Source organism: Nocardia jiangxiensis NBRC 101359 (assembly GCF_000308615.1).
In the GTDB taxonomy this organism is placed as follows: domain Bacteria; phylum Actinomycetota; class Actinomycetes; order Mycobacteriales; family Mycobacteriaceae; genus Nocardia; species Nocardia jiangxiensis.
In genome coordinates this window covers 102,928-123,847 of the sequence record NZ_BAGB01000041.1, presented here as the reverse complement: position 1 = coordinate 123,847, position 20,920 = coordinate 102,928, and the positions used below count along the sequence as shown (strand labels likewise).

At 66.1% G+C, this 20,920-nt stretch carries 20 protein-coding genes and 2 pseudogenes; 6 read left to right on the top strand and 16 right to left on the bottom strand.

Translation table 11 applies throughout. The features are described from left to right. The first annotated feature begins 39 nt into the window (after positions 1–39). Positions 40–978, top strand: coding sequence for a glycine betaine ABC transporter substrate-binding protein (locus ON40_RS14715; RefSeq protein WP_051193235.1), 939 nt, complete (start codon positions 40–42; stop codon positions 976–978). A gap of 185 nt (positions 979–1,163) precedes the next feature. Here ON40_RS14715 and ON40_RS14710 read toward each other — a convergent pair whose 3' ends face one another. The 10 genes from ON40_RS14710 to ON40_RS14660 form a co-directional block, all read right to left on the bottom strand. Further along, positions 1,164–3,332: an acyltransferase family protein gene (locus ON40_RS14710; RefSeq protein WP_040824018.1), complete on the bottom strand. Its 2,169-nt coding sequence runs from the start codon at positions 3,330–3,332 to the stop codon at positions 1,164–1,166. Positions 3,333–3,556: 224 nt separating this feature from the next. After that, a complete protein-coding gene (locus ON40_RS14705) occupies positions 3,557–4,468 on the bottom strand; it encodes a TIGR03564 family F420-dependent LLM class oxidoreductase (protein WP_040822848.1) in 912 nt (303 codons plus the stop codon). 153 nt (positions 4,469–4,621) lie between these two features. Then, a complete protein-coding gene (locus tag ON40_RS14700) occupies positions 4,622–5,425 on the bottom strand; it encodes a TetR/AcrR family transcriptional regulator (RefSeq protein WP_040824014.1) in 804 nt (267 codons plus the stop codon). Between the two features lie 129 nt (positions 5,426–5,554). Next, positions 5,555–6,715 (bottom strand): phosphotransferase family protein, encoded by a 1,161-nt coding sequence (locus ON40_RS14695; RefSeq protein WP_245567804.1) that lies wholly within the window; start codon positions 6,713–6,715, stop codon positions 5,555–5,557. A gap of 61 nt (positions 6,716–6,776) precedes the next feature. Further along, entirely contained in the window at positions 6,777–7,202 is a 426-nt protein-coding gene (locus ON40_RS14690) for a hypothetical protein (protein ID WP_040822842.1), read from the bottom strand. A 34-nt stretch (positions 7,203–7,236) separates the two neighbouring features. After that, positions 7,237–7,962 carry a hypothetical protein gene (locus ON40_RS14685; RefSeq protein ID WP_040822839.1) on the bottom strand — a complete coding sequence of 242 codons (726 nt, stop codon included), beginning with the start codon at positions 7,960–7,962 and terminating at the stop codon, positions 7,237–7,239. A 124-nt stretch (positions 7,963–8,086) separates the two neighbouring features. After that, positions 8,087–8,884, bottom strand: coding sequence for an AAA family ATPase (locus ON40_RS14675; RefSeq protein ID WP_040822833.1), 798 nt, complete (start codon positions 8,882–8,884; stop codon positions 8,087–8,089). Positions 8,885–8,899: 15 nt separating this feature from the next. After that, on the bottom strand, positions 8,900–10,432 hold the full coding sequence (locus tag ON40_RS14670) for a nitric oxide reductase activation protein NorD (RefSeq protein WP_040822829.1): 1,533 nt from the start codon (positions 10,430–10,432) through the stop codon (positions 8,900–8,902). Positions 10,433–10,637: 205 nt separating this feature from the next. Next, positions 10,638–11,246, bottom strand: coding sequence for a TetR family transcriptional regulator (locus ON40_RS14665; protein ID WP_040822825.1), 609 nt, complete (start codon positions 11,244–11,246; stop codon positions 10,638–10,640). A gap of 300 nt (positions 11,247–11,546) precedes the next feature. Next, positions 11,547–11,987 carry a hypothetical protein gene (locus ON40_RS14660; RefSeq protein ID WP_040822822.1) on the bottom strand — a complete coding sequence of 147 codons (441 nt, stop codon included), beginning with the start codon at positions 11,985–11,987 and terminating at the stop codon, positions 11,547–11,549. Between the two features lie 467 nt (positions 11,988–12,454). On the opposite strand from ON40_RS14660, the gene ON40_RS49230 reads away from it, so the two are divergent. Further along, positions 12,455–12,865 (top strand): hypothetical protein, encoded by a 411-nt coding sequence (locus ON40_RS49230; protein WP_063713006.1) that lies wholly within the window; start codon positions 12,455–12,457, stop codon positions 12,863–12,865. 21 nt (positions 12,866–12,886) lie between these two features. Here the strand turns inward: ON40_RS49230 and ON40_RS53725 are convergent. From ON40_RS53725 to ON40_RS14635, 4 genes and pseudogenes are all read right to left on the bottom strand, one after another. Beyond that, positions 12,887–13,021: pseudogene (locus tag ON40_RS53725) on the bottom strand (IS5/IS1182 family transposase); the annotation flags it as partial. An 84-nt stretch (positions 13,022–13,105) separates the two neighbouring features. Then, complete coding sequence (locus tag ON40_RS56490) at positions 13,106–13,807, bottom strand: DUF8020 domain-containing protein (RefSeq protein ID WP_040824005.1); 702 nt, start codon at positions 13,805–13,807, stop codon at positions 13,106–13,108. Positions 13,808–13,927: 120 nt separating this feature from the next. Continuing rightward, a complete protein-coding gene (locus ON40_RS14640) occupies positions 13,928–15,376 on the bottom strand; it encodes an MFS transporter (RefSeq protein ID WP_083895643.1) in 1,449 nt (482 codons plus the stop codon). Between the two features lie 32 nt (positions 15,377–15,408). After that, positions 15,409–16,818: an amidase gene (locus ON40_RS14635; RefSeq protein WP_040822816.1), complete on the bottom strand. Its 1,410-nt coding sequence runs from the start codon at positions 16,816–16,818 to the stop codon at positions 15,409–15,411. A gap of 122 nt (positions 16,819–16,940) precedes the next feature. On the opposite strand from ON40_RS14635, the gene ON40_RS14630 reads away from it, so the two are divergent. Beyond that, positions 16,941–17,645, top strand: coding sequence for a TetR/AcrR family transcriptional regulator (locus ON40_RS14630; protein ID WP_063713005.1), 705 nt, complete (start codon positions 16,941–16,943; stop codon positions 17,643–17,645). 24 nt (positions 17,646–17,669) lie between these two features. Here ON40_RS14630 and ON40_RS14625 read toward each other — a convergent pair whose 3' ends face one another. Beyond that, positions 17,670–17,954, bottom strand: coding sequence for an SDR family oxidoreductase (locus ON40_RS14625; protein WP_245567803.1), 285 nt, complete (start codon positions 17,952–17,954; stop codon positions 17,670–17,672). Positions 17,955–17,964: 10 nt separating this feature from the next. Between ON40_RS14625 and ON40_RS53220 the strand changes: the two genes are divergently transcribed. Continuing rightward, on the top strand, positions 17,965–18,303 hold the full coding sequence (locus tag ON40_RS53220; RefSeq protein WP_169541860.1) for a hypothetical protein: 339 nt from the start codon (positions 17,965–17,967) through the stop codon (positions 18,301–18,303). Here ON40_RS53220 and ON40_RS14620 read toward each other — a convergent pair. Next, positions 18,247–19,284 (bottom strand): transposase, encoded by a 1,038-nt coding sequence (locus ON40_RS14620; RefSeq protein WP_373281923.1) that lies wholly within the window; start codon positions 19,282–19,284, stop codon positions 18,247–18,249. The genes ON40_RS53220 and ON40_RS14620 overlap by 57 nt on opposite strands. A gap of 83 nt (positions 19,285–19,367) precedes the next feature. On the opposite strand from ON40_RS14620, the pseudogene ON40_RS14615 reads away from it, so the two are divergent. Next, a pseudogene (locus ON40_RS14615) lies at positions 19,368–19,712 on the top strand (transposase); the annotation flags it as partial. 163 nt (positions 19,713–19,875) lie between these two features. Beyond that, positions 19,876–20,877: an AraC family transcriptional regulator gene (locus tag ON40_RS14610; RefSeq protein ID WP_083895642.1), complete on the top strand. Its 1,002-nt coding sequence runs from the start codon at positions 19,876–19,878 to the stop codon at positions 20,875–20,877. Positions 20,878–20,920: the final 43 nt, after the last annotated feature.

Here is a 20,920-nt window from a genome sequence, read left to right as displayed (position 1 = left end):
CCGTGGGGTCGCGTGGCGACAGTGGTGTCCGCGCTGGTCATGACGATGTCGATGCTGACCGGATGCGGTCTGGTCAGCTCCTCGGGGACGTTCCACCACACCACGCTGCCCGGCGGGGCGCAGCCGCTGGCGGGTGCGAAGGTCGTGGTGACCTCCAAGAGCTTCACCGAGGGCGTGCTGCTGGGCAAGATCACCGCGACCTACCTGGCCGCGGCGGGCGCACACGTGACGGACCTGACCGGTGCACCCGGTTCGGCGTCCTCGCGCCAAGCGCAGCTCAACGGCGACGCCGACATCCTGTGGGAGTACACCGGCACCGGATGGGTGAACTACCACAACGAAACCGAGACGATCTCCGACCCGCACGAGCTGTGGCAGCGCGTGCACGACATCGAGAAGCGCGACCACAACCTCGAGTGGCTGGCACCGGCGAACTTCAACGACACCTACGCATTCGGCGTCTCCACCCCGACCGCCGAACGCCTGAAGGTCACATCGCTGTCGGATGTGGCCGCGCTGCCGGTCCGGGATCGGACCTTCTGCGTCGACGACGAATTCTTCAGCCGCTCCGACGGTTTCATCCCGATGCTGCAGAAGTACGGCATCCCGTACAACACCCCCGACGGCGTGCCCTCCGGAAACGTGACCCGCATGGACGCCGGTGTCGTCTATACCGCGACCGCCAAGAGCGCTCCCTGCAACTTCGGCATGATCTACACCACCGACGGCCGCGTGAAGAATCTGAAACTCGTTGTGCTGGACGACGACAAGAAGTTCTTCCTGCCCTACAGCGGCACCGCGGTGGTACGCGGAGTCATCCTGGACCGCTATCCGCAGTTGCGGCAACTGCTGGCCACGATCTCCGGACGCCTGACCAACGACCTGATGCAGGAACTCAACGGACGCGTCGATATCGAGGGGCAGGATCCCGCCGATGTGGCGTACGACTGGCTGAAGAGTCAGAAGCTGGTCGAGTAGTTGGCGATTACAATGCAGGGCAACGGTTTTCGATACATGGTTCCCCTGCGCTCGCGCCTGGAATGGAAATACGCAGGCGCGCAGCCAAACCCGAGTCTGCTGCTACCTGGCAATCCTGGATCAGGCTGTGCGGCAAACGCAATTCGCGTGCCTGGACGGACGTACGCGCCTGACCCACGGCGAGCTCATCTGTGGGCGAGGGCGCGGTCGATGAGAGCGCCGATCGCGGGTTCGAGTGTCTGGGCGTAGCTGACCGTGAGGTGATTGTCGTCGCGGAAGACCAGGGTGTTGCCGACGATGACGGGGCAGCGCACGGGGGTGCAGAACATCGGGGTGAGGTCGGCGTACTGGCCGCCACCGCCCCTGGCCGCTGCCTGTTCGGCCGAGACTCCCGGGTCGTTCACCCCTAGAGGGCGCGCGGGTGCGCACGCGGTGGCGTCGTCGATGTGTTCGGACAGGCACGTCGGCACAGTGCCGTGAGGGTCGGGGATGGGGCCGAGCACGAGGACGGCCGAGCCGATCGCGCGCAGCTGGGCGACCATGCGGTTCAGGGCATCGACCCAGGCGCGGTCGTAGGAGACGAAGCCGAAGTCGCCGCCGTAGCGTCGGGACATGCCCACCACGATCAACCGCGGGTGTTCGATGCGCAGCCGGTTCAGCACCTCGCCGCGCCACTGCTCGCATTCGGTGTACTCCCGGCCGAGATAGGGGCTGGTGATGGGCAGGTCCAGCAGTGGGCAGGTGACCTTGGACATCGTTTCCAGCCGCCAGTGCCGCGCCGCGGCGATCGGCTCGAGCGCCGGATTCCACATGGCCGCATGTGAATCGCCCACCAAGGCCACCGTGGTGGGCGAGGCCGGATCGCCCGAGGCACACTCGCCCTGGCCCACCTCACGCCACGAACGCACACAACCATTGCCGAACACGTCCGCCTTGTCGCCGGGCGCGTTGCCGAGTGAAGGGGTGAGATTTCTTGGCACAGCATGTATTTCGGTCGAGGCGGCGACCGCGGACTGCGCTTGTGCCATCAGCTGCCGGACCGCCTCGTCACGTGGGTCGACGACGGGAGTGGCCGACACCCGGGGCGCGGCCAGGACGAGGGACGGCGCCGCCGTACCGTGCCCGACCGGGGCGGGGACGAGCACGAACGCGGCGAGTGCCACACAGGTGGCGGCCGCGGTGCACGCCCCGCCGCAGGCGAGGCTGCGCACGGCCGAGTTTCGCAGCGGAGCGGCGAAGCGGACCGGATTCTCCACGGCCCACTGGGTGAGCATGGCGAGCCCAGCGGCCATCACGATCGCGCCGATCGCACCGACTCGACCGAGCGAGTGGCCGAGCACATGCGGCGCCAGCAGCAGCACCGGCCAGTGCCACAGGTACCAGGTGTAGGACAATCCGCCGATCGCCCGTACCCCGCCTCGAGTCAGCACCCAGCCGACCCCGAAACGTGTTTCGGTGCAACCGGATACGATCATCAGGGCCGTTCCGATGACGGGCACCAGGGCCGCGCTGCCGGGATACGGTGTCCGGCCGTCGAAATGGGTGCAGGCCATGACGACCATGACCAGACCGAGCCATCCGGCGAGCGCGGCCACCGATTTCGGCAACCGGGACCACACGACGACCGAGAGCGCCACCAGGCCGCCGACGGCCAGCTCCCACGCTCGGGCGGGCAGCGAGAAGAACGCCCACGGCGGCAGCGTGCGAGTCCAGATCAGTGAGGTCGCGAACGAGAGTGCGGCGACCACCGTCAGGACGATCAGATACGGACGCGGCGTGGCCGATCCGCTGCGGCGGCGTCGCACGAGCCACGCTGTCGCGATGACGAGCACCGGCCACACCAGATAGAACTGTTCTTCCACGCCGAGTGACCAGAAGTGTTCGAAGGGCGATGGGGGCGCGTCCGCGGCGAGGTAATCGGTGCCGCGCAGGGCGAGTCGATTGTTCCCGACGTACAACGCGCTGGCGATCGCGTCGCCGAGGACCTGGCGAGCCTGCAGCGGCGGCAGCAGCACCGCCGCGCCGACCGCGGTGCTGACCACCACGAGCCCCGCAGCGGGCAGCAGCCGGCGAGCGCGTGCACCGTAGAACCGGGCCAGCTCGACGGTGCCGGTGGCGGTGGCCTCCCGGCACAGAATTCCGGTGATCAGAAAGCCGGATATCACGAAAAAGGCATCCACACCGACAAATCCGCCGCTGCACCCCGGCATTCCCGCATGGAATAGCACCACGGCAACAACGGCCACCGCTCGCAAACCTTCGATATCGGGCCGAAATCCCGCCCGGGGTTGCGATTCGTCGTGTACCCGGTCTGCCTGCGGAGTTGGCAAGTCGCCTACGGCCGTGTCCGTCATGAGCAGCATTGTGATTGATCGATTCTGCCCTGGCGCGACGACGTGCCGGGTCGGCCGATGACGATTTCGCGACGCCTCGTACGCCATTTATGGTCGAATTCGGCAATTCATGCCATGAGCGGCGCTGAAATAGAGCAATAAGCCTCTGTCGCCAGGCTTTCCGCGAAACTACATCCCGGCGCGAAGCGCAACTGCCGCAGGTAGATCTGCCCGTGGCGCGCCGGCTACCGGTGTGCGAGTTCGCCGAGCAGCTTCCAGGTCCGGCGTTGGTCCTCCGGGCCTGCCAGATCGGTCGAGGTGAGCACCACCTCGGTGGCGCCCGCGTCGAAGTAACGCTGGATTTCGGCGGCGACAGTTTCTTCGCTGCCGATGACGGCCAGGTCGGCGGCTCGTGTCGCGCCCTCGAGCTCGATGACCCTGCGGTAGGACGGCACCTGCTCGTAGAACGCCAGCTGTTCGACCGCCTTGGCGCGCGTGCCCTCGATGTCCGAGGTCACCACGCCCGGCACGAAGGCGACGATGCGCGGTGCGGCCCCGGCGGACTTGCTGACCGCGGGAACGATGTGCTCGCCGAGCGTCTTCGGCCCTGCCAGGTACGGCAGGATGCCGTCGGCGAGTTCGCCGCTGACGCGCAGAGCCTGCGGACCCATGGCGGCCACCAGCACCGGAACCCGTGGCTGCGCCCCGGCGAGGGCGGTCGGCAAGGGCGGTGTGACGGTCAACAGTTCGCCGTGGAAATCAGCGGTCCCGGTGTCGAGAAGTTCCCGTAGCCCGGTGAGGAATTCGCGCAGCCGGGCAATCGGCCGGTCGAACGGCAGGCCGAAAGCGCTTGCGGCGAGCGTCGATCCGAGGGCGAGGCCGAGGTGGTACCGGCCGTTCGTGGCGGCCTGCGCGGTCTGGGCCTGCGCGGAGATCAGCAGCGGATGGCGTCCGATCACCGGAATCGCCGAGGTGCCGACCTCTAATTCGGGCACCTCCCGGCCCACTATCGCGGCCAGCGCCGGTGAGTCGTAGTCCATTCGCTGCCCGAACCACACCGAACCCACGCCGCTGTCCGCGACAGCTCGCGCCTGCTGCACGACCTCCTCGACATAATTGGTGACAGGCGTATGGGCGAGGGCTACTCCGAGTGTCATATCCGGATCAACATTGTCCGATGCGTGACATATTCCGCTGCGGCGGGACAGTTTTCACGACCGAGCCCGATCGACGGCCGCCTCGAAGCAATATATTCATATCGAGTAGAACTCTGGATAATTCAGGCGAATCGGTCCGAATTTCGTCCGCAGCTATTTCGCCTCGGCGGCGCGGCGCGGCGTCGACTTCTTCGCAGCGCGCGTCTTGGGTGCGGTGGTCTTGCGGGCAGTGGCCTTCTTCACGGTGCGCGGCGATCCGGATCCGATCAGGCGGTCGGCGTGGTCGAGGATGCAGTCGAGACCGTATTCGAAATTGCGGTCGTCGGGTGCGCCGCTGTGCAGGCCCCGCTCGGCGGCCTCGGCCAGCAACGGGGTGGTGGCCGCAGAGATGGCCAGGTTGTCGTAGTAGGCGCTCGAGCCGGATCCGGATTCCGCGTTCTTGTCCGAGAGACGTTGCAGGACAACGCATCCGCGGACGTGCAGTTGGATCGCCGAATAGGTGTCCACCGCGTCCTCGAGGGCGAATCCGGCTTCCACGAGCGTCGCGATGACCTGCTCGGTCTGCTGCGCGCCCAGTTGTGCGGCCTGCGGACTCAGCTGGGACCGGATCAGGATCAGATCGCACAGGATGGGGTTGGCCAGGAAGGTCGTGCGCATGGTGCGGGCGTGCTCGCGCAGCGAACCGCGCCAGTCCTCGGCGTCCACGAAGCGGGTGACGAAGCTCGCGTACCGGCGCAGGGCGCGGTCGGTCATGGCGTTGAGCAGGTCGTCCTTCTTGCGGAAATACCAGTAGATGCTGGTCACGCCGACGTCGAGGTGTTTGCCGAGCATCGGCATGCTCATATTGTCCAGCGACACTTCCTCGGCAAGCTCGAACGCAGCATCGAGAATGTCCTCGGGGTTGAGGGATCCGCGCTCGCGCCGCGGGCGTTTGTCCGCGGTTGCCTGCTTGGCCATCTGTGCGACCACCTCCGTGATCCTCGCTTCGACGCAGGCGGCTCCGGCGAGGCGGAATCGACGGTGCGTCACGGTAGTACCTGTCACCGTAGACCATACCGGGAGGCATTCGAATTGTGTGCTGCCACGCTATCGGAGATTGCCGCCGTCGATGAGCGTGTTCAGCACGCCGAAGCTGTCGTGCGCGGTGACCGCGGCGACGGCGCGCTGGACCCCGACCCGGGAGATCTCGAAGGGCTGCATCCGTTCTCCGGCCTCGGCGGTGCACACGATCGCCAGGAACAGTTCGGTGATCGCGGCCCGGTAGAGGGTCCAGAGCCGGTCGGGATCCACGCGGACACCGGCGGCGTCGAAACGGGCGGCATAGCGTTCGACCAGGTCACGTTCGATGCCGCGCAGCAGATCCGGTTCGATCGAGGCGGTGGCGAAATAGGCGAGATCGCGGATGCCCGCACCGATCGTGGCGATCTGCCAGTCCAGGAATCCGGGGCCGTCGTCGGTGAAGTACAGATTGCCCAGATGCGGGTCGGCGTGAATCAGGGTCTGCGGCTGGGCGGCCCAGAAGGCGTCGATATCGGCGCTGCGCCGATAGAAGATCCGGCACTGGAGTTTGATCGGTTCGGGGATGAGATCCGCGGTGTGCCCGGTGATCTCGTGCAGGAACCGGCGTCGGATCAGGTCGCCCAGGCGCACATCGGCGGCGGTCCGCAAGGCGAGCGGACGCAGGTCGCCGGTGAAACGGTCGCTGTCCTGGAACGCGAGGTGCAGATCGGCCATGGCGTCGATGACGGCCTCGGCCTCGGGGCGGGTGACGCTGTCGGTCACGGTGCGAAATCGGGCGGTCCCGGTGAGATCCTCCAGGACCAGCGCGGAACGCCGATATCGCGGATCGGATTGCGCAACATGGCATCTCGGCACCCGGACTGGCGGATCGTCGCCGAGCGCACGATAGGCCACGATCTCGCGCTCGCCCAACCGGAAGACGTTCATCAGCACGTGCTGGAGGTAGTTGCGCGGCGGGAGTTTGACGAACAGATGTGCGGGGATCTCGGGCCGATCGGATTCGACGGCGATGCGAGCGCGGGCCGCGGTGCCCGAATTCGCGTCCAGCACACGGACATCGGTGATCGCGCCCGCAGGCATGCTCAGCGCCGCGGCGAGCCACGACGTACTCACCTGCTCGATCCGCAGTGGAACCGGACAGGAGGCGGGAGCGAGGCGATCGAGCGCGGCGCGGATCGCCTCCCCGGCGGCCATGCCGACCGCGCTCGCCGTTGCCGACGGTCTCACCGGGTGGCCTGGAACATATTGCGACACAACCGGATTCTATGACCGACCGGTTCGCGACGGATCACCGATGCGCCGCCTTCTCCCGGGCGATCCGATCGTTGTGGATCTTGACCAGCTCGCGGAATCCGATGTGCTGCCATTCGGGTTTGGGCTGGACGCCCCACTGATCCCGCGCGGTCGTCTGGCCCGCGGCCTCGGGCCGCCCGCCCAGCGGCGGTGCGTCGACCGCGCCCTGGCGACAGGTGAGGCTGTCGTCGGAGTAGCGGACCTTCATCATCTCGTCGCAGATCTGAGTCAGCGAGAGCGTGGGCCAGCCGTACCACAGCGCCAGCGCCGGAACGGTCAGCGAGCCCTCGATGACCAGCGCGACCAGGCAGACCAGGATGCCGCGCTGCAACCAGCGGTGCATCCGGGCGAACGGCGCGGTGGTGCCGGGCGGCAATGGGCGATCGGGAGGTGTTGCGGCAGTAGAATTTTCGGTACTCATGAATTCTCCTGGTAACCGGATTCACGGGGTGAGGTCAGTCGGAGAAGATCTCGCGGTTGACCGTGTGCAGATAGGGGATCGCCAGGAACGGGGTGATGTAGAAGATGTCGTACAACCACCAACCGGTCACCGGCAGCACGATGCCGTGGAATCGGACGTCGGCGTACATCGTCATGTTGACCACGTAACCGACCCAGATCACCACGCCGAACCAGCAGGTGACGATCAGCCACTGATGACCCCACCGCTTCATCTGCAGGAAGGCGATGGCCGCGGCCACGCGCATCGGGAAGACGGTGAAGATCAGCGCGACCTCCCAGCCCTTCTCGCCTGGAGCCGCCGAACCGCCGATCCACATCTCGTTGTAGTGCCAGAAGTATCCGGCGTCGACGAAATTGCCCCACGCGGTGAAGAACACCCGCGTCACGATGGTGTGGCTGGCGCCCAGGTCCAGCACCCAGCCGATGCTGTTGAGGAACGCGTCGAGGATGACCAGATATCCGATCAGCGTGACGATCAGCGGCCGCACCGACAGTCCGTCGCGTTGTGCCTTGCGCTGCAACCACATTCCGCGCAGGAACAGCGGCAGCCCGACGAAGCCGAAGATGAACGTGCCCATCAGGGCGGTGCCGCCGGTGAGCCAGCGATCCGCTCTGCGCTGGGCGCGGCGGCTCGCGTCGTGGTGTTCGTCGTATCCGGACGGGTCGTGCGCGCGGGCTCTCGTGGTGCCGCGGCGCAGGGCGAATGCGGGCATATTCATCGGTCCACCTACCAGTCCCGGGTCAGATACATGTGGATTTGAATGAGGAACATCGCCAGCAGGAAGCCGTAGATGGCGATCTGGAAGACGATCAGCGCGCGGCGGCGCTGGCGGTCCTGGTCGTTCATTCGAGGGTTCCTCCCGGCGTGAGCAGACTGGCCACCGCGATTTCGCGCAGGCCCTGGACGATGGCGCCGTCGCTGCTGAGCGGCGCGAGAATGCATGCCTGCGCTGCCTCGAGTTCGCCGGCGCCCGCGGCGATCAGGCGCGCGGCGGCGACCAGGACCCGGGTGGAGGGCGGCTCGAATCCGAACACCTCGTCGGCTGTGCGAATCGTGCCGGCGCAGTGCACGAGTCGGGTCGCGACCGCCGCGTTCACCGCGGTCTCCGCGACGATCACCTCGGCCTCGCGATCGGGCGGCAGATAATCCATCGAGAGGGTGACGAAACGTTGCCGGAAGGAGGGTTTGAGCTCCTTGAGCGAGCTGCGGTAGGCCGGATTGTAGGAGCAGACCAGCATGAACGGCCCCGGCGCGGGCACCACCTCACCCGCGCGGTCCAGGAACAGGGTGCGCCGGTGGTCGGTGAGCGAATGCAGGATGGCCAGCGAATCGTGCCGGGCCTCGACGACCTCGTCGAGATAACAGATCGCCCCGGATTTCACCGCCCGGGTCAGCGGGCCGTCGGTCCACACGACATCACCCCCCGAAACCAGGAACCGGCCCACCAGATCCGCGCTGGTCAGGTCGTCGTGACAGCTGATGGTGACCACCGGACGGTCCAGCAGACGGCCCATGTGCTCGACGAATCGGGTCTTTCCGCAGCCGGTCGGCCCGGTGAGCATGACCGGCATGCGCTGCTGATACGCCCATTCGAACAGCCGCACCTCACCGGCGGTGGCGATGTAGAGATCGGTGGTCATAAGCATTCCTCGAGTTCAGTGGGCGACCAGTTCGCGGTGGATGCGGGCCAGCGCGCGAGGCAGTTCCTCGACCCGGCGGATCCGCTGGGATCGGTTGGGGCCGAACACTTCCGGGAGCGGATCGACCCGGACCGGTCCCACGGCCAGGTAGTAGATGGAGATCCCCGCCTCTTCGGCCTCGGTGACCGCGTGCGCCACATCGGCCCACGCGTAGCGGCCCTCGTACCCCTCGTCGGACATCAGGCCGTCCCCGATGACGATCAGCAGTCGCCGTCCGGCGGGCCGGTCCAGCAGCCGCCGGGTCAGATGCCGCACGGGCGCGCCCAGGCGGGTGTAGCCGGCGGTGGTCAGATGCAGCTCACCGGGATCCACGAAGTGGCGCTCGTGGAAATCCTTCAGGCAGCGCACTTCGACCCGATGGCGGGTGTTGCCGGTGAACACGAACAGCCCGTGCGGTTCTCGCGCGAGGGTCATCGCCCGCGCGAGGGCGTCGGCGCAGGCCAGTTCCAGGCGGAAGGTGCGACCGCCGTGGATGCCGAGCGAGGAACTGCCGTCCAGCAGGACCGCGGTGGTCACATCGCGCGAGTGCGGCAGCAGGTCGCGGAAGACCCGGGGTTCGGGCGCCGGACCGCAGCGGGTGTCGAGGTAGTGGCCCACATACCGGTCCACGTCCAGGTCCGAGCCGTCTTCGAGGCCGCTGCGCAGGGCGCGGTGGGTGTGCTCGGTGAACCAGCGACGGATCTCGGGAGAGACCGGCGTGACCGGATGCGACCGGGACGGGTGAGTGCGCTCGAGGACCGAAACATGATCGTGCAGAAAGCTTTCGGTCCACAGGTTCCACTCCGGGTACGGCAGGCCGGGACGTTGGTCCGCGCGTATCTCGAGGTCCTCGTCCCCGGGACGGCTGGGCGGGGGCAGGTTGACGTTGCGGCTGCCGCCCTCACCGCCGACCGGTATCGACATCACGCGCTGGGCGTCGCTGCGGTGCGAGGTCCACGGCATCCGGGCGTAGGCCCGGCGCGCGGCCGCCGCGAGTGCGCCGCGGGCAGGCGCGGCCAGCGGAAGCGCGCCCAGCAGGGGATGGGCGGGCAGCGTGGCGCGGGTGCGAGCCAGTGCCAGGGCGTGCGCGAGGATGTCCGGGCCCGCCAGGTCGTGGTCGGCGAGTTCGAGACGGGGGAGTCGGCGACGCAGTTCGACCATCAGGCCCGGCAGGCGCTCGGCGATCCAGCCTGCGGCCACCCCGCCCTCCACGAGGGAGAGCGCTGCGCGTTCCCGGGGGGAGAGCTCGTGCAGCGGATACCGCGCGATACGATCCTTGGAGGGTGAACATTGTAGTGCCACACCGCAACTGAACGTTGTAAGCGTCCAGTCCGGTGCGACGGACGGATAGGGAACGTGGACCAGTCGGCGGGTGGAGTTCAGGCCGAAGCCGCGGCGTTCGCCGGTGACCAGCCGCACGCCGTCGCGGCGGCGGCCGGAGAAGGCGACGGCCGTGAGCGTGCAGGTGCGTTCGATACCGAGTCCACGGTTGATGTCGGAGGCGGTCATGGTGAGCTCCCCGGGGTGGATCCGCTCGCGCGGGCCGGGAAGCTCAGAAGGTGTTGATGTTCTTCATGATCCAGTACCAGAAGGCGATGACCAGCAGGACGACCACCCAGACGAGGGCGATGCGAGCGAGATCCAGCAGCATGGGGGTGGCTCCGTATCGGTGCGGTGGGGTGCGGGGATTGCGGCGCGGCCGGTGCGGTGCGGTTCATCGCGGCTCCAGACTGCGCAGGACGGTGATCAGATAGTTGTCCAAGGCGGTGGCGCGCAACGCCTTCGAGGTCGAGGTGGTGGTGAGCATCGCGTACAGGCCCAGCAGGAAGAACACCGCGCTGTGATAGGGATCCACGGCGATCTGGGCCTCGCCGTGGTCGCGGGCGCGTTCGATCTCCTCCACGACCAGCACGATCATCCGGTGATCGCGCCACTCGTCGTCCAGTGGGCGCGCGGGGGAGAAGTGGATGGCCAGCAGTTCCTTGAACAGCACGCTGCCCAGGCGTCGCTCGAGTCCCAGGATCAGCGTAATCGCCTTCTGCAGTGCGGATTTCAGATCGTGTGGGGTGGCCAGGAACCGCGCGAGTTCCTTGGCGATACGGGCCTCCTCGCGGGCTTCGAGTTCGAGCAGTACGTGTTCCTTGGCCGGGAAGTGGAAGTAGAAGGTGCCCCGGGCCACGCCCGCCGCCTCGGCGATCGCGCCGATATCGGCATCGGCCATGCCGACGCTCTTGAACTCCCTGATCGCCGCATCCAATACGCGCTGACGTGTGCGCAGCCGCTGGGCCTCGCGTCCGGTGGGCTTGTCCTGAACTTCGCTCATAGCCCGATTTCTAACCTCTGTTACTGATACGCGTCAACGAACGAATGCGCGGAATGACTCGAGTGAGCCGGGAAATCCTCTCCCGCTTACGGTTTCGCCAGTGCGAGCGGAGTACTCGTCGGCGTCGTCATCGATACTGACAGACGTCACTGAATCACGTCAACGGAATCGACGGATTGGCCGAAATCGATTACCGCCGTTGAGATATCGCGTGAACAGCAAGAAGCCCGACGGTCGCGCATATGCGCGCGAGCGCCGGGCGGTGGGCCGGAACGGAGTCCGGTGGGGGTGAGGGTGCGGTCAGGCGACCATGTCGTCCGGTTCGAACGGGGCGAAGAACGCGCTGATGCCGGTGGCGCTCAGGGCGTCACCGAGGGCGACGAAATCGAACGCCGTCCCGCCGGGCCCGCGACCGGCTCGCAGGAGCGCCTCGTGGCCGCCGTCGGCGATCAGCGCGCGATGCAGCCGGATCAGATCGGGATCCACCACTCGGCCGTTCGTCTGCGCACGGCTGATCATCAGGTGCAGGCACAACTGCTGTGCGGGCGTGTCGGGATTCGGATCGCCCCCCTCGTCGAGTCTGCGCAGCAGACCGGTGAACGTCTGCTCGATGTAGTACAGGAAGACCGGCCGCGGGCTGTGCAGAATTCTGGTGCGCACATCGTGGGCCAGCGTCTCACCGGCATCGATCAGGGCTTGTGCGGATCGGGGTGTGAGACCGGGGATTTCGCAGTCACTCATCAGCTCTCCTTGCGCGACGGCGCCGTCTCCGGCGCGGTCCCGAGTGGACGGTGACCGCCCTCACCTCCGTTGGCTGGTTAACTGTAACCAATACAGTTACTTGCGGCAAGAGCTGGGGGAGAACCTGGCAGGTCAGGCAGGTTTTTTGCCGTGAGGAAATGCTGTTCGGAAGGGCCAGTGTGCCAAGAGTGTGCCAACGCGCGGGGCGCTGCTTCGGATCACCCGAAAAGTGTTGTCGCGGCTGTCTTCAGGTCCTCGGGCTGTGCGTCGGAGTAGATCCTCAGCGAGACTGCTGGGTCGTGGCCGTGCCAGGCGGCGACGATGTGCACCGGGATCCGCATCGCGAGCATGAGTGAGACCGATGTGTTCCGTAGTCCCTCGAGCAGGATACGACGGAGCCCGGCTTTCTTGCGGATCCGCTGGAATTCGGCGGAGTACCAATTCGGGGCAACCGGCGTCCCGTCCGCGTGCGTCGCGATCAGGCGATCGTCGGACCACGGGATGCCCAGGGCCAGGCATTCGGCCTTCTGTGCGGTAAGGCACCGGATCCGGTATCGGCAGCACGGTTGTCACTCAAGCAGATCAGCGCCGCACTCACTCGCGCCTCTGGAAAGAAGAAGATCGTCGCGGCCCGGTTCGTCCACAACGACCGGCTTATCGACGCTCTCCTCCGCCAGGCGTTCAGTTCCCTGACCGTCTCACCAGGCGCACGTGCCTACTACGACAAACATCGCTCCCGCGGCCTCGAACACCGAGCCGCGCTACGCCAGCTCGCCAACCGCCTCGTCGGCATCCTGCATGGCTGCCTCAAGACCCGAACCGTCTACGACGAGACCGCCGCGTGGTCCTCACACGCCGAAGAAGCCACTGCTGCTTGACATTCAAGCCCCTGGGATGTCTTTTTTCGCTCGCACCGACGCCGCGTCGATCACCGCACGCGACCAGTCGATCAAGCCCTTGCTACCCAGCGCATCCAGCACAGCCCGGTGTAATCGCCGCCAGAGATCATAACGGCCCGCGTTGCATGTCGGCAGCGGTGGTTGCCAACAGTCACGGGAATACTACTGGCGCCGATCGCAGGTGTCGCGACCGGCGCCAGGAAACGGACGTGTCTCTATTTATTGGGCAGGCCGGGCGGGCATCGGCGAATTGATCGTGGTGAGATACTGAATCGCGGCCGCGATGGCGATCGGCGCTGTCACAAACAACTGGCCCGCGACAGTCCCGAGAGCAGCAGCGGCGATCATGCCGCCGATGCACCCGACGGCAGCGGCCGGAATGAACGCGCCGAACAGCCCGATGATCGCGGCCGTGGCCACCGTCGCACCCGCGATACCGCCGAGCAGGCAGCCTATGGCCGCGCCGCCGACGGTGCCGACCGCGCCACCGATCACCGCACCGGTGGTGATGGTGCTCGCCAATCGGGACCAGGCGGACTGCTCCCGGTCATACTGGTTCTTCCAGGGCGCCTGATCTTCGTAGGGCAGCGCCACGGGTCGATAGGTGGCATGTGCGAGATCGAATTCCGGGGTCAGGGTGGCGGTGTGATCTTTAATGGCCGCCGCGATCGGAAATACGAAATCGTCCACTCGGAAGGACAAATCGGTACCGGCGAGCACCTTGCCGCTGGTAGATTTTATCTTGAATGCTCCGTCCTCTATGGCCATCGAGCCTCCGTCGGTCCGGATGACCGTAGAACCGTTGGACGGCTTCGCTGTGTAATACACCGGCGCGTCCACGGCGTTCGGACTGGCGCCGGCGGTGGCGGTGGGGGCGCCGATGGCACTCACCACCAATGCGGATACAACAAATTTCCTCATCGTGTTTTCCTTCTCGAGGTGCCCTCGAACTGTGATGGTCGAGAGTCGATTACGATCCCGGCGCGCGGGACGAGCGACGTTGATGAATCGGTCCGGCACAGCGGGCCGAGAATCAGCTACTCAGGGGTGGCCGGTGACAAGCCGAGTCGGGGTCGCGAGAGCATTTCGCTTGTGTCGCAGAGCGTGGAGAATCGCGATGATCGTGATCGCCAGTCCCACGGCCGCGGAGACCGACCAGGTCATCTCGTAGCCCCTCTCACTGACGACCCCTGCCGATCGTGCGGAGGTGAGGAGGGCCGAGATCGCCGCACTGCCGACGGCGCCGCCGACCACGGAGGCCAACTCGTACATGCCCTGCGCGACGCCGGCTTCGCTGGGGGGCGCGAGTTCGGCGACCACGGTCCTGGTGGAGGCGATGATCAAGCCGGCGCCGGCGGAACTGAGGACATGGCAGGCGATGAACGCGGCGGCATCGCGGTGGACCACGATCATCCCGGTATAGCCGGCGGTGACCATCAGCGCGCCGCACGCCATCATCCACCGAAACCCGACGATCCTCCCGAACCGTGCGGTGCAGGCAGCGAGTACGGTCGTGCCCAGGATGCCCCCGCCGATGACGAGGCCGACGATCGACGCGTTCAGTCCGAGCCCGTAGCCGACCTTGTGGGGCGACAACGACAGATAGGTGGAGAGCGCGACTTGGCCCCCGATGCCGCCGAAGTAGAAGCCGACGCCGATCGCGTAGGGCGGCAGCAGCTGGGGGCGGAACAGTACTCGCAGGTCGACCAGCGGTTCGCGCATGCGCAGTTCGGCCACGATCCATCCGGCGATGACCGTCACGCCCCCAGTGATCGCGCCGATGGTGGCGGCCGAGTGCCAGCCCCAGGTGGCGCCCTGGTTCACCCCGAGCAGCAGGCTGGCCAGCCCGATTCCGAACAGAACGGCTCCCGGCCAGTCGACTCGGCCGGCGTGCACGGGGGTGGGCTCTGCTCGCCGGCCGGTCCACAGCAGTCCGAACCCGACGACGGTGCCCACCGCGGGAAACCACAGTGCCCAGGACGGCCCATGCCCGGGCCGCGCTAGCATTCCGGTGGCGAGCAGGCCGACCGAGGCCCCGAAGCTCAGGACCGCGTTGACGTAGGCGTATCCGCGTCGGCGAATGTCCGCGTCGGCGAACCGTGTCTGCACGACGCCGAACGTCAAGGGCAGGAGCGCCGGGTACGTGCCCTGCAGAACCCGGCCCACCAGGAGGACCGGGAACGTGGGGGCAACCGCGATCAGCACCGATCCCAGAGCGACCAGGCCGACGACGAGACGCAGGATCCGCCGATGACCGTAGAGATCGCCGAGCCTGGCGAACAGCAGCGTGGAGGATGCGCCGGAGACCGTGAACATGATCAACGCCAAGGACAGCGTGCCGACCTGGAGGTGATACCTGTGGGCCAGGCTCGGGTACAGCGGGATGAAGTACATCTGGACGATGCCGCTGAACAATTGGATGAATAACAGACTCGTGAGCGCGGGCCAGAAGGTGCTCCGCACGGCCGTCGATGGGGTAGCTGTTGTCATTGCTGCTCAATCTCGTACGGGTTTAGCGGGGTTCAGCTCATGGGAGGGTGCTCGCGACGTGGAAACGCCTGCTGGAAGGCGGACGCCAGACGAAAGATCTGGGCTTCTGCGCGGGGTGGGCCGATGATCTGCAGTCCAACCGGCATGTCGTCGATGAAGCCACAGGGCACGGAGACCGCCGGAAGACCCAGAAGGTTGCACAACACGGTATGACTCGTGTAGGTGACGGCGTACTCGGCTGGCCGGCCGGTCCAGTTCTCATCCCACGTACTGACCGTCGGCGCGATATGTTGACTCGTCACCGATAGGAGCAGGTCGTACTCGCGGAACAAGGTCCGGAACCCGTCCAGGTTCCGGGCGCGCCATTCGGCGGCCTGCTTGTATTCGGCCGGGTCGACGGGGGTCGCGGGCGCCTTGCCCGATCCGACGTCGATCGAGTACACCTCCGGTTCTCCCGGGGCCGGGCCGCCACCGCGATTCGCAGGTTCCCACGTCTGATCGGTCGATTCCACGGTCGCGCCGAGGTCGCGCAATCGAAAAGCGCTCTGCCGAACTAATTCGATCACCCTCGCGCTTTCCGCCGAGGCTTCCCGCGAGGCATACCCGAAGTCGTCGGTCCATGCCAGCCGCATTCCCGCAATCCCGTCGGTGAGGGCCGCAAGATAGTCGCCGGGCTCATCGGTGATGCAGATATAGTCACGACCGTCCGGGCCGGCGAGAACCTGGGTCACCAGCGCGGCGTCCCGCGCGGATCGCGTCAGCGGGCCGTTGGTCGCGCTGAACCGCAACGAGGGCCGGGCGTAGTTCACGTGCGGAATCAGCCCACGAGTGGGGTGGACGCCGAAGATCCCACTGTATGCGGCGGGCAGCCGCGTCGACCCGCCACCGTCGCTGCCGATTGCGACCGGGAGAAGCCCCGCTGCGACGGAGGCGGCGCCGCCGGAACTGGACCAGCCGGGAACGCGGCCGGTATCCCACGGGTTACGTGCCTCGCGATCCCAGTTGTAACTGGACATCAGCGCGGCCTCGGGGTTGGTCTGCGCCGTGGGCGCACCTCCGGTGCCTTGCATGGTGTTGGTACCGACGACGATCGCGCCCGCGGCACGAAGGCGTTCCACGGCGATGGCGTCGTACTGCGAAATACCGGATTCGCCCTTCCTCGGAAAGCTGTAGGGAAGGCCGGCCACCGCCAGATTTTCCTTCACCGAAACCGGAACCCCGTGGAGCGGACCCAATGTCTCGCCGCGCTGGCGAGCTGCGTCGGCGACCTCGGCCTGGCGACGGACGGTGTCCGGATCCAGGTGTGCGAACGCCCGCAACTGCGGATTCAGCTTCTCGATACGGTTCAGGAAGTGGTCGACCACCTCCACCGACGAGACGTCACCGCGCCCGATGAGCGCGCGGAGTTCCCCTGCGGATAGCCAGGTCAGTTCTTCACTCATACGACTGTCCTGCACCTTTCGACGATGCGATAGATTGACCTACTCGGTCAAAGTATTCAAACTTTGACTTGGTCGGTCATACTTGTCAAGTGGTGGCAGGTGCGAACAAAGAAAATGGACGGATGATCGAAGCCGACGCGGTCGATCGGATCGACACCTCTGCGGCGTTGAGCCCAGGCTGGCGGGAACGGCGCCTGCGGGTGGCTTACACCATCCAGCAGGCTGCCTTGAAGTTATTCGCCGAGCGCGGGTACCCCCAGGTGACGGTGCAGGACGTCGCCGCGGCGGCCGGGTGTTCCCTGCGGACCGTCAGCAGGCACTTTCCGGCCAAGGAGGATCTGCTGCTGGACTATGAGCGCCAGAAGAACCGGATTATGCTCGACGCGTTCACCGCGATCGCTCCCGCTCGAGACCCGGTCGCCGCGATCTGGTCCGCGTGGACCGCCCTTGCTCGTCAGCGCCGGGCTTCCTGGCCTGAATATCTCCTGTGGCAGCAAGCTGTAGCAACCGCGCCGGAGGTGATGGACCGGGCAAGCGGCGAACGGCGCAGGATGTTGGAACAAGCACTCGCAGGCATCATCGAAAGGTCGTTCGGTGCGTCGCCCGCGTTCGATATCCGCCCGCAGACGATGGCGGCCGCGCTGGCCGCGGCCAACTCGGCCGTTGTCGAATTCTGGGTGCGAAGAGGCGGCAAAGATGACCTTGATGCGCTCTATCGTGCTGCGACCGAGCAACTTGCCGAGTTGGCCTTCACGATCACCTCCCAGGGTGGCTCACCGATGGGGGCTGCCGCGGGATCGCCGGTCCAGATGCACGGCGGCCGGTAATCGCCGCCGTGCGACGACGCTGGCTCAGCCGATGGAGAATCCCGCGTCCACAGGGAGGGAGACCCCGGTGATCCGCTTCGCCTGATCCGAGACGAGGAACGCGACGGCGTCGGAGATATCGCTGGGCTTCAGGATCGCGATCGGCGGCGCGTTCTGTATCTGTGCGATGGAGTTGTCGCCGCCCGCGACCGCCTCCTGGGCGAGCCGGGCCATCGCCTCGTTCATCGTCATTGGTGCGGCGGCGAAGCCGAAGAAGAAGGGGACGGATTCGGCGCGGCCGAAGCGGTGGTCGTTCACGCCGGAGTACAAGCTGGCGATCGTGGCCGAGTACGACATGCTGACCGAGCCAGGCGCACGGGGTGCGCTGCTGCGGCGGGAAGGCCTCTATCACTCGCACATGATCGAGTGGCGGCGGGCGCGGGATCCGGGCGCGTTGAATGCTTTGGCTGCCAGGACAACCGGTCCGAAGCCTGCGAAGACCGGGGCCGAGAAGGGGAACGAGCGGCTGGCCGCGAAGCTGGCGCGAGCGGAAGCTGAGCTGGCCAAGACACGGAAGGCTTTGCAGATTATGGGGAAAGCGCACGAGCTCTTGGCTCGAGATTCAACCCTTCTTCTGCTCTCCCCGCGGTTTCTGCATGTCTGTTTTGCGAAGTTCTGAGCCGAGTTGGTAGCGGGGTGCTGGAGTGTTCCCCCTTCCTGGTGGCCGCCCGGGACCAGGATGAGTGGTTTTCGGCAGACGGGCCGGGGTGCCGATCCGGACATGCAGATGACGAAATGAGCGTCGGACACGGTTGGGGGTCAAGGGTTTTCCGGGGCGGGTTCGTCGTTCCCAGGGGCGCCGTAGGTCGGCGGTCAAGGTGCGAGCGAGGCGGAGCTGGGCGTATACGGCGATCAGCAGCCAGGTCCAGCGCATTGCCTGCTCGGGGTGCCGGACACGAGCCGCAGTCCATCCGAGCTGCGATTTCAGCAGTCTGAACGTGTGTTCCGTGTCGAAGCGGCGAAGATAGGCCCGCCAGTACACGTCCAGGTCAGGTGCGTGCGGTCCGGAATGCCACAGCCATAGGGCGCGATGCGGGTTGCGGCCGTCGGGCAGCCGTTCGGGCCGGACCTCGATCACGGTGCCCTCGATGATCGGAAGGCGGGTGAACAGCTCGGCGTCGAGGCTGGCGAAATATCCTGTGCGCTGGACTTTCTGGTGCATTCGCTGCCAGGCGCGGACCTCGATGCGACCGTATTTCGTGGTGCCGGGCACGATCAGCAGCTGATCGGGTTCGCGTTCGTGCTTCGGAGCGGCGAGTTCGAAGCGCTGCCCGTGAACACCGTTGCGGCCGAGACCGGGTTTGCGAGGTCCGGGCCGCCCGTCGTAGAACACCCTGTCACCTGAAATACGTACCAGCAGTTGCACTTCCGTGCCTTCCAGAGCGTGGGTGAGTGCGGCAGCCGCACAGCCTTGGTCGAGGACGAACAGTGGTGCGGGCCGCTCGCCGGCTCCCTGCCGGTCCTTGACCCGGTCGGCTACTGCGCGGATCTGGTCCGCCGTGGTGCGTACCGGGCACGAGCCCTCCGGGACGCGGTGTGCGTCGACCGCCAGGGTCCATGAGGAGCTGCCCCACTCCAACCCCATTACCCACGGGTAAATGGCGTCGGCGCTTTGTCGAGTCGCGGCTGGATGGATTGACCGATAGCCCGAGGTCGGGGCGGTCGAAAGCCAACACTTCCGCCGAGCTGGATCTCCATCTCATCTGCGACAACTACGGCACCCACAAAACACCCGCCATCAACCGATGGCTGGCAGCTCACCCACGATTCCACCTGCATTTCACCCCCACCAGCAGTTCCTGGCTGAACCTCGTCGAACGCTGGTTCGCCGAGCTGACCAACCGCAAACTCCGCCGATCGGCCCACCACAGCATCGCCGAACTCGATGCCGACGTCATTGCCTGGATCCACGCATGGAACGACAATTCGAAACCGAGCGTTTGGACCAAAACCGCCGACCAAATCCTCGACAGCCTCGCCCACTACTGCCACAAACTTACGGCGCTGAACAGCGACTCAGCACACTAGCGGGCCGCGTTGATGGGTGTTAGCGGTAATGACCATGGGCACCCTGGAAGACGATCCTTGAGGGCACCATGCACGGCGCTTCGGCACTGTCAGACCACCTGGACGCTCGAATGGTCGTCGCTGACGCGTCGGCGACCCCTACGAGTTGGAAGTCAGGACAAGGATGGGATCAGCGATGGGTGAGACTCAACAGGTAGCGCGGTCGGATCCGTGGTTTCGCACGCGATCACCAGAGGAGGCGATTCATGTCTGTAATACTGCCTTCTACCGACATCGGCTGGAACTCCTGGGACCGTCGAGCAGCTTCGGCCTCGCCCAACGAGTTACCCGTGTGGGGCCGATCACCATGGGCGATACCACCTACGAGACAGACGTCGCACTCGGTTTCGACGAAACTCGCGCCAGCTACCACATCTGTGTTCCCCTCAACGGTTGGCTCGAGGCGCGCCATCGGGGCCAGCAGTTGACCTCGAGCCCCACACTGGCCTCGATATACCGGCCCGACGCTGAGATGACGGTGACCCGCTGGCCGGGCGGCAGTCGCCATCTCGCAGTGAAGATCGACCAAATCGCCGTCGACAGAGCACTCGAGACACTGGTCGACAGCCCGGTACATTCCCCCATTCCCTTCACCGCAATACTGCCGCTGAAAGCAGGTGCTGCCCACGATTGGGTGCGGCTACTGCTGATGGCGCATCGTCAGATCGATGGCCTGGACAGCTTGATGCGGCAATCTGTAGTCCGGGAGCCGTTGGTGGAAAGCCTCATACACGGCTTGCTGCTGGTAGCCGACCATCCTTATCGCCAAGCACTCGACGCACGTGCTGAGCCAGCCCGGCCGGCAGCGATCCGCGACGCGATGGCCATCATCGAGGCCGGACCGCACCTGTCGCTCACCATCTCGATACTGGCGAGGCAATGCCACGTCAGTGTTCGCACGATGCAGGAGGGATTCCATCGTCACCTGGGCATGTCGCCGATGGCATATCTCCGTGTTGTCCGACTCCGGCATGCCCACCGCGATCTACGATCCGCGGATCCCTCCCACACCACGGTCGCCTCCATCGCGCGCAGATGGGGGTTCACCCACCTCGGCCGCTTCGCCGCCGCGTACAAAACGATGTACGGCCAAACACCACTGCAAACCCTGCGCGCCGCACACTGATCAACATCGAATGGATGCAGACCAGCTCCCGGAATGCCCGCGC